Genomic DNA, 13,871 nt, shown 5'->3' on the forward strand with positions numbered 1-13,871 from the left:
CACCCCATACCCTTCTATGTGATTGAAACCATTTGCATTATCTTTTAGACTCACCGCACTTTGGTTAACCAACCTGCCCTCTTATTTTTCTTTTATTGACTCACTGACCGTTTGGGCTCTGATCTTCTATGAATAAACCGATAACTCCCAATACCGAACAGGTCAACAGCACCTTTACCAATCGTATTATCATCTTTGGGATTATAATATTGATTGGTTTGGGCGGTTTGATAACACGCTATGGGTATTTGCAAGTCTACGCTCATGATCAGTACACAACGCAAGCCGATAACAACCGTATCAAACTGATATCTGCGCCGCCTAGTCGTGGGTATATTTATGATCGTAACGGAGTAATACTGGCAGACAACCAGCCAGTCTTTACAGCGATGCTCAGTCCTGATGAAGTCGAAAATCCTGAACGCACGTTGCATCTGCTTGCGCCGATTTTTGATTTAACCGATACAGATATCACTGATATCTTGGCGCGTCTAAGTAAAAATAAAAATGACCCTGTAACGATCAAGATCGACTTAACAGAAGCACAGTTGGCTCAGTTTAGTGAGCGTAAGCCGTTCTTCCGCGGGGTCTCTATTCAAAGCAAGCTTACGCGCTCTTATCCTTATGACGAGCTGTTTGCCCATGTCATCGGCTATGTCGGGCGTATCAACGACAAAGAGTCAAAGCGTATTGATAAAGACCGTTACGCTGGTACTGACTTGATTGGTAAGATTGGTATTGAAGACTACTACGAAGATATTTTGCTTGGGCAACCGGGTTATCAATCGGTAGAAACAGACGCACATGGTAATATCTTACGTCAATTGGATACCAAGCCGCCGATAGCGGGTAACGATATTACATTGAGCTTGGATTATGGTTTGCAAACCATCGCCCAGCAGCAGCTCGATGGACGCCGCGGTGCAATCGTCGCGATAGACCCAAAAAACGGTGACGTCTTGGCATTTGTGAGTAATCCAAGCTACGACCCTAACCCTTTTATATCGGGTATCTCTTTTAAAGATTATGATGATCTGCGTGAAGATTTGGATCAGCCGCTGTATAACCGTGCACTACAAGGTACCTACCCACCTGGCTCTACTATCAAGCCATTTGAGGGTTTGGGCGGTATTCATTATGGTCTACGCGATTGGAATAGCACCATCTATGACCCTGGTTATTTTAGCTTACCTGGTGACACGCATCGATTCCGCGACTGGAAACGTGGCGGTCATGGTACGGTAGATCTAAAAAAATCCATCGCGATGTCGGTCGATACTTATTATTATAAGTTGGCTTATGAGATGGGCATTCAGCGTCTGCACGATTGGATGGTACGCTTTGGTTTTGGTGAGGATACTGGTATTGATTTACCTAATGAAAAATCAGGCATCATGCCATCACCAAAATGGAAAAAAGATACTTACGATAAAGACTGGCTACCGGGTGAAACTATCTCGGTCAGTATTGGACAAGGGTATTTCTTGGCAACACCATTACAGATTGCTAACGCTACAGCCATGACAGCCAGTAAAGGTCAGCATATCACTCCGCACTTATTAAAGAGCAGTGACGGCGCCGCGGACGTCAAAATCATCACTAAGCCAGATGGTAAAATTGACTACAACGGTAAGCCGTCCGACTGGTTGCGTATGCATGATGCGATGGAAAGCGTGGTAGAAAATGGTACAGGACGCGGTATCTATACCCCGCGCTATCGTATCGCTGGTAAAACAGGTACCGCACAGGTGAAATCTATCGCGCAAGGCAAACGCTATGACAAGTCAGCGATTGATAAGCGCCACTGGGATCACGCTTGGTTTAATGGTTTTGCCCCAGTAGAAGACCCGCAGATTGCCCTTGCGGTATTGGTCGAAAATGGCGGCGGTGGTAGTGCTGTTGCAGCGCCTATTGGCCGTGCTCTATTTGATTACTGGGTATTACAACGTAAAACAGATCCTGTGCTACCACCTTCTGCTGACGAGCTAAAAGTTATTAAACGCCAAAAGGCTTTTGAAAAAGCGATGCGTGATGCCATTCGTGATAAAGAAGCAAAAGCATTGGAAGAGAAAGAAGCCGCGGAAGCTGAAGCGGCAGCAGCGACGTCTGAGTAACTAGACCTTTAAGTGTTTAATAGTATAAAAAGCAAAACCTAGCAAAGAATTGGTAAGCGAGACACGATAATGAAAAAAGCCTCAAATGGACGCGCACCAAAGAATAACCGTAAGGCGAAAAGTACCGCAGCGGGTGATGTGCGCATTATCGGTGGTCAGTTTAAGCGCCGTATTGTAAGTTTCATCGATGCAGATGGCCTGCGCCCGACCCCAGATCGCTTGCGAGAGACTTTATTTAACTGGCTACTCGCTGACATTCATGATGCGTATGTACTCGATAGCTGTGCTGGCAGTGGCGTACTGGGGTTTGAAGCGCTATCTCGCGGCGCTGCCTACACGACATTTATCGAAATCAATCCAGCACAAAGTAACATGCTACGTCAGAGCGCTGAGCAATTACGCCTTGAGGCTGCTTCTTATCAAATCATCACTGGCACTGCTGAGCAAGTATTGCGTCAAGAGCAGCTAATTACGCGTCCCTTTGACATTGTATTTATCGATCCGCCTTATGCTCAGGATTTATGGCAGCCTATTTTGACTACGCTTATTACTAATGCCTTAATCAATACTGAAACACTGATTTATTTAGAGGCTGATAAAGATTTGTCAGCACAGCTTAAGCAATTGGAAGCGTCGCTAAATGAGAATTCAGACTCTCAATCAAGCGTTACTCAGCAACCAATCGCTTTTGAATGCTTGAAACAAACCAAAGTCGGACAAGTTGTCGCTGGACTTTATCGTCTATCATCGTCATAATTGTCGGGTTGATGAAAGCCGTTAACGTATTTTACAAATGTTTAGAACCGCTAAAAACTGGCCGACGCTGCAGTTTAATGTATATAAGGCGAAAATAAACCCCAATGCAGCTTGCAAGCGTAGGCGCTACTGCTTATAATGTGCAGTCTGTTTTTTGAGAGCCCCGTTCCCAGCTAAACTCTCAACGAATTCTAATTTTAAGGTTTTATCATGAAAACACTTAGTGCAAAACCAGCTGAAGTGACCCATGACTGGTATGTCGTAGATGCTGACGGCAAAACCCTTGGTCGCTTAGCCACTCAAATCGCAACTCGCTTACGTGGCAAGCACAAGCCTTCTTTTACTCCGCACGTTGATACTGGTGACTTTATTGTTGTCATCAATGCTGACAAAATCACGGTAACGGGTAAAAAAGCACAAGACAAAAAGTACTATCGTCACAGTGGCTACCCAGGTGGTATTAAAGAAACCAACTTCAATAAGTTGCTTGCACATAAGCCTGAAGATGTTCTACACAAAGCAGTTAAGGGTATGCTTCCAAAGGGCCCTCTTGGCTATGCGATGATCAAGAAGCTGAAACTTTATGCGGGTACTGATCATCCACATACTGCACAGCAACCTAAAGAACTAGACATCTAAGGATATACTTATGGAACGCAATTACGGAACTGGTCGCCGCAAGACGTCTACTGCTCGTGTATTTTTATCAAAAGGTACTGGTAGTATCGTTGTTAACGGTAAGCCACTTGACGAATACTTCAGCCGTGAAACTTCACGCATGGTTGTACGTCAGCCATTAGAACTACTAGACTCTGCTAACGCATATGACTTATATGTAACTGTTGCAGGCGGTGGTATTAGTGGTCAAGCTGGCGCAATCCGCCACGGCATCACACGTGCATTAATCGAGGCTGACGAAACTTTGAAGCCTGCCCTAAAAGCAGCTGGTTTTGTTACTCGTGATTCACGTCAAGTTGAACGTAAGAAACTGGGTCTACGTAAAGCACGTAAACGTCCACAGTTCTCAAAACGTTAATCAAAACTCTCTCTTATATTTTTGCTGCTGTTGTCTTTTTCTCAGAGCTTCAGTAGCAAAGTTAAATAAGAGTCTGGTTTTGCAAAACCTTATAAGCTGGTCACAGCTTATAAGGTTTTTTTATGCCTACTGATACGGCAATAATTAACATGAGTGCCTTGTTTCGACACTGCAAAGTAGAGCGTCTGTAGAAATTCTAACTTGCAAAGCATTAAACGCTACCCCATCATATCAGTAACTTTTTATTATTTGCCATGATGCCTCAAACCGTGCCGCAGAAGGATATTATGAAAGCGCCAGAACAATTTGACCCTAGCAAGCCATCTGCCAATAGCAGCGTGCCGCCTAGCATGAAACAGTCGGCTAAGTCGCCTGCGATACCGGCTGGCACACCGACAATTACCCAAAATCATAAGCGTACAGCGCAAGCAGATAACAAGCCATTTCAGTGGCAGTTTTTATCACCCAAGAATTGGGGCATTTGGTTATTATTCTTGATAATGCTACCCATGATATATCTGCCATTACGCTGGCAGTTTTGGCTAGGTCGTAAGCTCGGTATATTAATTTATAAAGCTGCTGGCTCACGTAGACGCGATACGTTAATCAACCTGAAGTTGGCATTTCCAGAAAAGCCTGAAGCTGAACGTGAATTAATGGCCAAGCAAGTATTTGTCAATCAAGGCATTGGTGTGTTTGAAACGTTATGCGCTTGGTTCAGGCCAGATGTATTTACTAGAACTGTGTCCATTTCGGGTTTACAGCATATTGTTAATGCGCAAAATGAGCAGCGACCAGTTATCCTGCTCGGTGCACATTATACGATGCTAGATTTGGGTGGCCTATTATGTGCACAGTTTTTCCCAGTAGATTGTATGTATCGTACACAGAACAACCCTCTATTAGACTGGTTTATTTATAATGGTCGTACCAATATTTTTGGTAAGCAAATCTCTAGTCGTGATATGCGAAGCTTAGTTACCTCTATCAAAGCAGGACACGTCATCTGGTACTCTCCTGATCAAGATTATGGTCTCAAGCAAGGTGTCATGGCGCCATTCTTCGGTGTGCCAGCCGCAACGATTACTGCATCGCGTCGCATGGCGAAACTGGGTAGCAAAGCACAGCCGCCAGCTGTCATGGCACTGCATACTTATCGGCAAACGCCTGACAACTTGCCGCGCGGTAAACGTCCCCATTATCATTTAACAATTACGCCAGAATTAGACAATTATCCAAGTAAAGATGAAGTCGCTGATGCCACTCGGGTCAATGAAGTCTTAGAAGGGCTCATTCGTATTGATCCCACTCAGTGGATGTGGTTCCATCGCCGCTTCAAACATGGGCCAAACGGTCGTACCGATATCTATAAGTAAGGCTTTATTCCCAAAAATACTGGTGAAGTTTGCTATACTTTGCGGCTAATATTTTGCATTTTAGCTATGCATTGATAATAATTTGATAAACAAAATAACGGATTTTCCATGAGCAATAACAGTACTCCTGACAATCAAGCTTCTGATACTTCAACTGAAGCCAAGCGCATTCTGACTGGTATCAAACCGACTGGTATTCCGCACTTGGGTAACTATGTTGGCGCGATTCGTCCAGCGATTGAGTCTATTCAAAATAGTGATCATGAAGCGTTTTTCTTTTTGGCAGATTACCATGGCATCATCGGCTGCTATGACCCTGCTATCATTCATGAATCGACGAGAGCCATTGCCGCTACGTGGATTGCTTGTGGTCTAGACCCTGAGCGTGTGACGTTCTATCGTCAGTCAGATGTGCCTGAAATTCCAGAACTTGCTTGGATTTTGAACTGCTCATGTGCCAAAGGTTTGATGAACCGCGCCCATGCCTATAAAGCAGCCGTCGATATCAACACAGAAAAAGCCGATGTCGATCCTGATCAAGGTGTCACCATGGGGTTGTTTGGTTATCCAGTACTAATGGCGGCTGATATCTTGATGTTTAATGCGACCCACGTGCCTGTTGGTCGTGACCAAGTACAGCACATCGAGATGGCGCGTGATATCGCAGGTACTTTTAATCATCGTTATAAGTCGCTTTTCACGCTACCGTCAGCAGTCGTTGATAACGATATACCGCTGCTTACTGGGCTGGATGGCCGTAAGATGAGTAAGAGCTATAGCAATACGATTCCCCTATTTGGTGAGCCAAACCCACAAGTCAGTCCTGAAAAACAGATGCATAAAGCTATTATGAAAATTGTGACTAACTCACAGCTACCTGATGAGCCAAAAGATCCTGATGATTCAGCTATCTTTGAGATTTATAAAGCATTTGCGACCGCTGAAGAGATTGCTGATATGCGTGCGCGTTATGCCGCTGGTATTGGCTGGGGTGATGCAAAACAAGCTCTATTTGATAAGATTAATGATGAAGTCGCGCCATTCCGTGCACGTTACGAAGAGCTAATGGCCAATCCAAAAGAGCTAGAAGAAATATTGCAGATGGGTGCAAATAAAGCCCGTCGTCATAGTCGTAAGCAACTAGACAAAGCTCGCCGTGCTATCGGTATCCGTCCGCTTGCTAAGCTTAAATAATCGTTGCTTAATATAGTCGTTTCACTGGCGCAATTTATTATCAAAGCGGGTGCTAAACGTGCAAACTGAACCGAACACCAAACAGGCGGCTTTATCTAAAGTCGCCTTATCTGCTATGGCTTATTCAACCTCCGAACTTACATACAATCAGAGCGAGCTTGATGAGTCAATCAACCATGATATGTCGCTACGTATCTATCAGACGCCTGTGCAGCATTTGCCAGAAGACCTGTATGTGCCACCGCAAGCCTTTGCTATTTGGTTAGAGCAGTTTGCTGGTCCATTGGATTTCCTTTTGTATTTGGTCAAAAAGAACAACGTCGATTTGACTCAGATGCCCATTCTGCCCATCACTGAGCAGTACTTAGCTTATATCGGTGAGTTGGATACCGAGCACTTTGAATTAGCAGGTGATTATCTGCTAATGGCATCAACGCTCATCGCTATCAAAACCGAATTGCTATTACCTACCCCTGATACCCCAACCGACGAGCGTGACCCAAAAGCAGAGCTAATCGAACGCCTCGAAGAATACGCGCAAATCAAAGTGGTCAGTCAGCGCCTAGACAATCTAGTACGTCTAGAGCGCGATGTGTTTTTGGCCATGGTTAGTATGCCTGGTCAAGACGTTATGAATGCGGAGCTGCCAAGCTACTCACCTAACTTGCTGATTGATAGCTTATTTAAAATGCAACTACAGCCCGACTATCAAATGCATACGATCAAAGTTGATGCAGTACCCCTTGCCGATCGTATTGCCAGTATTAGCAGGCAATTAAGTACGGACGGGGCGCGCTCCTTTTATGAGCTATTAGATAAAGCACAGGGTAAAATAGGCGTGGTCGTGAGTTTCGTTGCCGTACTTGAGCTTATAAAGCGGCAGTTGGTCGGTGTGGTTAACATTAAGACAGATAGCGGTATCGTCAACTCTGCTCCCAATGACGAACCGTCTGATGTGGATAGTGAGCCTACCGCACTTACGTTACAGTGGCTAGCCTAGTAGGCTCTAAAATTGTCTCCTAGCCCATTCTCTATCAAAATCACAATATTGAAATAAGAGCATACTTTAGATGGTAGATATTGAAGATCCAAAGCAACATAGCAAAACCCAAGAATCAACAACTATGACTACATCACCATCAGCTGAAGCGCAGCATAATTCTCTTGAAGAGATGAGTAAACGTATCGAAGTGCTGTTGCATGCGTCAGAGGCACCGCTGACAGCTCACTCGTTAAAAAAACATTTGTCATTATCTACTAAAGAATTAAAGCAAACCTTGGAAGTGCTGCAACAACGCTTAGATACAGGTGTGCTTAGGCTACATGAGACAGCCAGCGGTTATCGTCTACAGATATCTGATGACTATAGCAGTCTAATCCAGCGTACTTTTCCGCAGCGTCAGGAACGCCTGAGCCAAGCTTTACTTGAAACCCTAAGTGTCATTGCATACAAGCAACCTGTGACGCGTAGTGATATCGAGCATGTGCGCGGAGTCACATTATCGAGCAATATACTGCGCCAGTTATTCGATAAAGGATGGATTGTGGAGAAAGGCTTTAAAGATACTCTAGGCCGTCCTGCATTGCTTCATACTACTGCGCAGTTTTTAGATGCGTTTGGATTAAGCCATCTAGATGGACTTCCACCTATGCCAGATATGGAAACCATACAATCCATGTCTTAAGTTTTCTGCTGAACAAACTATAGTTACTCACACAAAAAAGGACAGACCGCATAGGATCTGTCCTTTTTATTACGTTGCTGATTTTGAACTGATATCAAAACCTAGCAATATATCGGTTAATTACTGATTGATAACGTCAACACCCTTTGGTGGTGTAAATTTAAACTGACTGCTACCAATACTTGGGTTCATCTTGATACCGCTAAACTTGATAGAAGTTGTTTGACCCAAGGTGTCATTCAATACCATCATGACAGGTTTGCCACCACTAAAGCTTATTGAAAGACTTTTGAAACTTGCACTGTCTGACTTAGGATAGAGCACATAGTAGTTTTTGTTGTCATATGGCTGAGTGATTTTAAAGTTTTGATCAATCTTGCTTGGATCACCTGATAGTAGCAAGGCTGGTGTATTACCTACTTGGCTGTCGACATTTTGTTTAGTCGCTTGCTCTAAATCCTTGTCATAAACCCACATAGAGTTACCATTAGCAACGATCAGCTGCTCTGATGGTGACTTGGTTTCCCAGCGGAAATTATTTGGACGTTGGACACTCATAGAGCCTTTAAAAGTACCACTGCTCGCACCTTTAGTCGTTTGACTAAAATTAGCCGTCATACTCTTGGTATTGGTCAGCAATTTATTCAAACGTTTAGCTGCTGTTAGGTTATCAGCAGGAGCTGCGGTAGCCGTTTGAGTCAATGCCATCATTGGCGCTGCGATACCTAGCGATGTCATTAATACACCTGCTAAAGCGCCACTCATCATTTTTTGTTTGGTTGATTTTTTCGTAGATAAGTTCATCATAAATCCTCTCTAAAAAAGCATAATCGCTTTAAAGTTGTTGCTAAAAATAAAATGTTCTATTGAAATTTTTGTTTTCTATAAATACTGATTTTACCAAGCTAAAACTGGTAACCATCAGCAATGGCAACAGTGTGCCAGTTTTTTTATTACGCGCCTAGTCATGATTTGCAATCTTTACTACGGCTGCCATACACGCTTGTAACCAATACAGTTACACGGTAAAAGTTTGCATTTATAATTGTTAGCTACAGTAATTACGCTAATAGTGGCCTTAAAAATATCGCTCAGAATTATTATTATTAATTTATATCACCCTACAAACGTAAAAAACCCCTACTACCGTAAGGCAGTAAGGGCTTTTTTAATTATCTGATCATTCTATCCAAAGAATAAAACGACCTAAATAGATAATTATGCGTTTTCAACCGTAACATAACGACGGTTAAATTTACCTTTGGTCGCAAACTTTACAACACCGTCATTCAGTGCAAATAAAGTATGGTCACGACCCATGCCAACGCCTTCGCCTGCGTGGAATTCTGTACCACGTTGACGAACGATGATGTTACCAGCTGTGATAGCTTGGCCACCAAAGATTTTTACGCCTAGCATTTTTGGGTTTGAATCACGACCGTTACGGCTCGAACCGGCAGCTTTTTTATGTGCCATGAGAAAATCTCCTTGTTAATTTGACTTATCGCTGATGCGATAACTCTTAAGCATTTAGTGCGCTATTTAGCAATAATTGCTAAATGGATAATTAGGCATTAATCGCTTTGATTTTTAACAAGGTATACCATTGGCGGTGACCTTGTTCTTTGTGATAATGCTTACGACGGTTGTGCTTGATGATACGGATTTTTTCGCCGCGACCATGCTCAACAACTTCAACTTCTACGCTAGCGCCGTCAACAACAGGCTGACCGATTTTGACGTTATCGCCGTCAACAACCATCAACACGTCTTCAAATTTGATTGTTTCGCCTTTTTCTGCTTTTAGTAGTTCAACTTTAAGCAATTCATCGACGACTACACGGTGCTGTTTACCACCAGTTTTGATTACTGCGTACATTGTATGACTCCGTTTAACCCGTGTGCCGTGGCTGATGTTATACCAACGCTTTTACGACGAACACGACAGGGAAAAATTAAAGGCAAGATTTTACGGCTTTTTGCTCATAAAAGCAAGCCGCGCCTCTTGTTTTTGCAAGGTGGTTACACTAATGACCATCTCTCATTTAGCTATAACGGCTGCTCATCAAAGAAAGTCGATAAACGACCATACGAATATAAACATGAGAAATAGTAATGATAAGTGATAGATTAAGCCCAACAGCGGCCATTATAACTTATGTAATCAGTTACTTACAGCCTTTTATGAATCATTTATGTGACCAATAAGCTTAAAATGCGCTAGAAGATATATCTGTAAAACATAAGAAATTTCTTACAGTTTTTATTCTATTCAATAGGCATAGTAAGCCCTATATATCATATGCTTGACCTACTTGTGCTATATACTTTAACCAACAATTTAAGCAGATAGCTATGCTATCATAAGCGAAATAATACCTTACCTATAGATAGATAAAGTCAAGGTTATACCAACTCTCTTTACTCTTATTAATATGACTATTTATTATGACTAGTACCTCTTTAAGTAATACCGTGCCTGCCCCTCAATCGACGCCTAGCTATGCTGATATTCAAAGTATTGTAGCCAACGACTTTGAGGTAATGGACAAGCAAGTGTTTGGCAGTTTGAACTCAAAAGTACAACTCGTCATGAGCGTCTCGCAACACGTGATCAATGCTGGCGGCAAACGTATGCGTCCGTTGATTACCTTGCTCTGCGCACGTATGTTTGATGACAATCCATCAGAAAAGGCCATGCATCTAGCTGCTATCACTGAAATGCTACATACCGCCACCCTAGTCCATGATGATGTCATCGATGAGTCAGGGCAACGCCGTGGAAAACCGACGGCAAATGCAACGTGGGACAACGCCACTGCAGTGTTAGTCGGTGACTATTTGATTGCTCGCGCGTTCAATCTGTTGGTTGGTTTTCAGAGCTTGCCGTTGTTGCAAGTGTTCTCTGATGGGACTTGTGACATTGCCGAAGGCGAAGTATTACAGCTACAGCACCAGCATAATCCTGCCGCAACAGAGGAAGATTACTTACGCATTATCGATGGCAAAACATCACGCCTGTTCATGATGGCGACCCAAGGCGCTGCTATCTTGCAAGATAAGACAGAATATATGACGGCATTGGGCGATTTTGGACAGCATTTTGGTAATGCTTTCCAAATTATCGATGATGTGCTCGACTATAGTGGCGATAGCGAAGTGATGGGCAAAAATCTAGGCGATGACCTTGCTGAAGGCAAGCCTACCCTACCGACTATCAAAGCACTCGAGCTACTCAAAGACAGCGACATTGAAGGTTATGAGCAGTTACGTATCGCCGTTCAGACAGGTAAGACACCAAACGCTGAGCAACTGATTGAGTTGGTACGTAGTTCTGGCTCATTGGCTTATTGTAAGCAGCGCGCTCTAGAAGAAACTAAACTGGCACAAGATGCACTGAGTACGCTACCAGACAACCGTTATCGTACAGGCTTATATCAATTGACTGAACTCGCTAGCGCCCGACTAGTATAATTAAAGCTGAGTCGTCTTTATTATTAGCTAATTAAGACGACTCTTTTTTTGACAGAATTTTTTAGCAAAGCTTTTTAGCAAATTTCTTTAGCAATTGATAAATAAAAAGCCCATAAATTAGAAATTACCCTCTTAAAAACTAGCATGTCAGCCAAATCGTTACCTTTCTTTAAGTTTCATACATTCTTGCAGTACTATAATCGTATAAGGCTTTTTGACAGTCGGTTAAAATTTGACAACGCTAGGTAGAGAGATACTGATAGTTATTTTTTATGACTGTAATTAGGGGTTGCTAAAATTGTCATTTTGTTGACAAAGTCGATTTTCTATCGTTTAAAAACCTTAGTTACTATAGGGTTTTAGATTTATAACAAAAGTTTACAATATATTTTGATACTAGGTTGTGCATGGTTCCATTAGCTGTTAATAGAGACGACGCTTACTATGACGGTAATCTATTAATTCGTAAACTGTAATATTACTGCTTTTCGGTCCAGCTCGTATCGCAAACTACTTGACTGTGGGGTTACCCCAATAGTTTATAATGACTCATTAAATTTATTAATCCATTCTGTGGTTTGCTTAAACAATTAATGCTAAATAATTCTTTCGATACTTAATCCATATCGATGTCAGATTTTCTATTAGTCATATTTCACTAACAGAATAATCTGAAATTGGAATAAATAATGCTAGCTTAGGCTATTTATTCTCTTTATTCAGCATTAGCAAGTTATTTAGTATTAGCAAGACCCTTATATTCAGTACGCCAAACTTATTGATCGATTTTTATACTGTCACTATTTATATATATTGCCGAGGACATTGATGAAGCACTCTTATCTTGCGCTTGTAATAGCATCTGTACTATCTGGAGCTGTACTGGTTGGCTGTGACAAAAACGAGGACGCCGCTGGTGAGCAAGCCGCACAGCAGCAAATGCCGCCTGCGGTTGTCAACGTTCAGACAGTCACTCTCGATACCGTCCCTCAAGTACAAACTTTTTCTGGTCGTACTGCAGCTTATCAAACTGCTGACGTCCGCCCACAGGTCAATGGTGTGATTGACGAAGTACTATTCCGTGAAGGAAGTAACGTCAAAAAAGGTCAGCCACTGTATCGCATCAACACCGACAACTATGCCTCATCTGTAACGAGTGGCCAAGCCGCCGTACAGCAATCACAGGCTAACTATCAGACTGCTGTGGCAAACAATGCCAATGCAAAAGCTGAGCTAGTCAGTCGTCAAGCGTCATTAGCACAAGCGCAAAACGACTTACAACGTTTGCAGGGTCTGGTCAGTATTGATGCCATCTCAAAGCAGCAGTACGATCAAGCACAAACAGCCGTACGTACAGCACAAGCAGCAGTACAAAGTGCCGCCGCCGCTGTCGGTCAAACTCAAGCAGGTATTGAGAGTGCAAAAGCAGGCATTCAGACCGCAAAAGCAGGTTTGGAAGCCAGTACCTTAGATCTAAACCGTACAATCGTACGCGCACCACTAACCGGTCGTACTGATCGCTCTAGCGTCACTGCTGGTACTCTAGTCAGTGCTGGTCAAGCAGATCCATTGGTGACTATTTCACGCTTAGACCCTATCTACGTTGATATCAGCCAGTCTTCTTCTGAATTGCTTAAGCTTCGTCAGCAGATCGCAGATGGTACTGCTCAGCCGGGTATGAACTCAGTTGAATTGGTGCTAGAAGATGGTTCTGTTTACCCAGTACGCGGTAAGCTTGCACTGTCTGAAGCCAAAGTTGATGAGTCAACAGGCGCTGTCACTTTGCGTGCTATTTTCCCAAACAGCAATAACATTCTGCTACCAGGTATGTATGTCACGGCACGTTTGACGCAGAGCGTTATTACCAACGCAGCCCTTGTCCCGCAAAGTGCGGTCACTCGTACGCCTAAGAGTGAGACACAAGTCTATATCGTTGACGAAAATAATAAAATCCAAGTACGTCCGGTCACCATTAATGGTACTTACGATGGACAATGGGTCGTCACTGAAGGCTTGAAAGCAGGTGACAAAGTGGTTGTGATTGGCGGTGCTAAGGTCAAGCCTGACCAAGAGGTGGTCGCTAAACCATTAGAAAGTGCAAATCCAGCACCAGCTGCACAAAGTGCGCCTAATACCAAAACGCCGCAGCAAGCCGCAAAAACGATGGATAAAAAGCCAGCTGGCGATGAGACTTCTACCAAAAAACCAACAGAAGCCGCTGCCAACTAATTCCATT

General features: G+C 43.2%; 13 protein-coding genes. 10 read left to right on the forward strand and 3 right to left on the reverse strand.

The window, feature by feature from the left end; all coding sequences use genetic code 11:
* Positions 1–128 precede the first annotated feature (128 nt).
* The 8 genes from mrdA (at position 129) to scpB (ending at position 8,161) form a co-directional block, all read left to right on the forward strand.
* Positions 129–2,114, forward strand: a complete 1,986-nt coding sequence (gene mrdA, locus SJY28_RS13160; RefSeq protein WP_191113959.1) for a penicillin-binding protein 2 — start codon at positions 129–131, stop codon at positions 2,112–2,114.
* 69 nt (positions 2,115–2,183) lie between these two features.
* Positions 2,184–2,870 (forward strand): 16S rRNA (guanine(966)-N(2))-methyltransferase RsmD, encoded by a 687-nt coding sequence (rsmD, locus tag SJY28_RS13165; protein WP_379544818.1) that lies wholly within the window; start codon positions 2,184–2,186, stop codon positions 2,868–2,870.
* 210 nt (positions 2,871–3,080) lie between these two features.
* On the forward strand, positions 3,081–3,509 hold the full coding sequence (gene rplM, locus SJY28_RS13170; RefSeq protein ID WP_057761004.1) for a 50S ribosomal protein L13: 429 nt from the start codon (positions 3,081–3,083) through the stop codon (positions 3,507–3,509).
* Positions 3,510–3,519: 10 nt separating this feature from the next.
* On the forward strand, positions 3,520–3,906 hold the full coding sequence (rpsI, locus tag SJY28_RS13175; protein WP_021813618.1) for a 30S ribosomal protein S9: 387 nt from the start codon (positions 3,520–3,522) through the stop codon (positions 3,904–3,906).
* A 287-nt stretch (positions 3,907–4,193) separates the two neighbouring features.
* A complete protein-coding gene (locus tag SJY28_RS13180; protein WP_191113961.1) occupies positions 4,194–5,282 on the forward strand; it encodes a lipid A biosynthesis acyltransferase in 1,089 nt (362 codons plus the stop codon).
* A 108-nt stretch (positions 5,283–5,390) separates the two neighbouring features.
* On the forward strand, positions 5,391–6,476 hold the full coding sequence (locus SJY28_RS13185; protein ID WP_379544820.1) for a tryptophan--tRNA ligase: 1,086 nt from the start codon (positions 5,391–5,393) through the stop codon (positions 6,474–6,476).
* A 181-nt stretch (positions 6,477–6,657) separates the two neighbouring features.
* Positions 6,658–7,476, forward strand: a complete 819-nt coding sequence (locus tag SJY28_RS13190; protein ID WP_379545003.1) for a segregation and condensation protein A — start codon at positions 6,658–6,660, stop codon at positions 7,474–7,476.
* Between the two features lie 124 nt (positions 7,477–7,600).
* Positions 7,601–8,161 (forward strand): SMC-Scp complex subunit ScpB, encoded by a 561-nt coding sequence (gene scpB, locus SJY28_RS13195; protein ID WP_379545004.1) that lies wholly within the window; start codon positions 7,601–7,603, stop codon positions 8,159–8,161.
* Between the two features lie 120 nt (positions 8,162–8,281).
* On the opposite strand, the gene lolA is transcribed toward scpB, so the two are convergent.
* From lolA to rplU, 3 genes are all read right to left on the reverse strand, one after another.
* Complete coding sequence (lolA, locus tag SJY28_RS13200) at positions 8,282–8,968, reverse strand: outer membrane lipoprotein chaperone LolA (protein ID WP_057761010.1); 687 nt, start codon at positions 8,966–8,968, stop codon at positions 8,282–8,284.
* A gap of 411 nt (positions 8,969–9,379) precedes the next feature.
* Positions 9,380–9,637, reverse strand: coding sequence for a 50S ribosomal protein L27 (gene rpmA, locus SJY28_RS13205; RefSeq protein ID WP_021813611.1), 258 nt, complete (start codon positions 9,635–9,637; stop codon positions 9,380–9,382).
* 91 nt (positions 9,638–9,728) lie between these two features.
* A complete protein-coding gene (rplU, locus tag SJY28_RS13210) occupies positions 9,729–10,040 on the reverse strand; it encodes a 50S ribosomal protein L21 (protein ID WP_057761012.1) in 312 nt (103 codons plus the stop codon).
* Positions 10,041–10,609: 569 nt separating this feature from the next.
* On the opposite strand from rplU, the gene SJY28_RS13215 reads away from it, so the two are divergent.
* Positions 10,610–11,635, forward strand: a complete 1,026-nt coding sequence (locus tag SJY28_RS13215; RefSeq protein ID WP_379544821.1) for a polyprenyl synthetase family protein — start codon at positions 10,610–10,612, stop codon at positions 11,633–11,635.
* Between the two features lie 828 nt (positions 11,636–12,463).
* Entirely contained in the window at positions 12,464–13,864 is a 1,401-nt protein-coding gene (locus SJY28_RS13220) for an efflux RND transporter periplasmic adaptor subunit (RefSeq protein WP_179798404.1), read from the forward strand.
* Positions 13,865–13,871 lie beyond the last annotated feature (7 nt).

Origin of the sequence: Psychrobacter sp. R86515 (genome assembly GCF_042466315.1) — a bacterium.
GTDB lineage: Bacteria > Pseudomonadota > Gammaproteobacteria > Pseudomonadales > Moraxellaceae > Psychrobacter.

Coding starts and splice junctions, on each gene's coding strand:
- mrdA (WP_191113959.1), top strand. CDS start 129: ATGAATAAACCGATAACTCCCAATACCGAACAGGTCAACAGCACCTTT.
- rsmD (WP_379544818.1), top strand. CDS start 2,184: ATGAAAAAAGCCTCAAATGGACGCGCACCAAAGAATAACCGTAAGGCG.
- rplM (WP_057761004.1), top strand. CDS start 3,081: ATGAAAACACTTAGTGCAAAACCAGCTGAAGTGACCCATGACTGGTAT.
- rpsI (WP_021813618.1), top strand. CDS start 3,520: ATGGAACGCAATTACGGAACTGGTCGCCGCAAGACGTCTACTGCTCGT.
- SJY28_RS13180 (WP_191113961.1), top strand. CDS start 4,194: ATGAAAGCGCCAGAACAATTTGACCCTAGCAAGCCATCTGCCAATAGC.
- SJY28_RS13185 (WP_379544820.1), top strand. CDS start 5,391: ATGAGCAATAACAGTACTCCTGACAATCAAGCTTCTGATACTTCAACT.
- SJY28_RS13190 (WP_379545003.1), top strand. CDS start 6,658: ATGTCGCTACGTATCTATCAGACGCCTGTGCAGCATTTGCCAGAAGAC.
- scpB (WP_379545004.1), top strand. CDS start 7,601: ATGACTACATCACCATCAGCTGAAGCGCAGCATAATTCTCTTGAAGAG.
- lolA (WP_057761010.1), bottom strand. CDS start 8,968: ATGATGAACTTATCTACGAAAAAATCAACCAAACAAAAAATGATGAGT.
- rpmA (WP_021813611.1), bottom strand. CDS start 9,637: ATGGCACATAAAAAAGCTGCCGGTTCGAGCCGTAACGGTCGTGATTCA.
- rplU (WP_057761012.1), bottom strand. CDS start 10,040: ATGTACGCAGTAATCAAAACTGGTGGTAAACAGCACCGTGTAGTCGTC.
- SJY28_RS13215 (WP_379544821.1), top strand. CDS start 10,610: ATGACTAGTACCTCTTTAAGTAATACCGTGCCTGCCCCTCAATCGACG.
- SJY28_RS13220 (WP_179798404.1), top strand. CDS start 12,464: ATGAAGCACTCTTATCTTGCGCTTGTAATAGCATCTGTACTATCTGGA.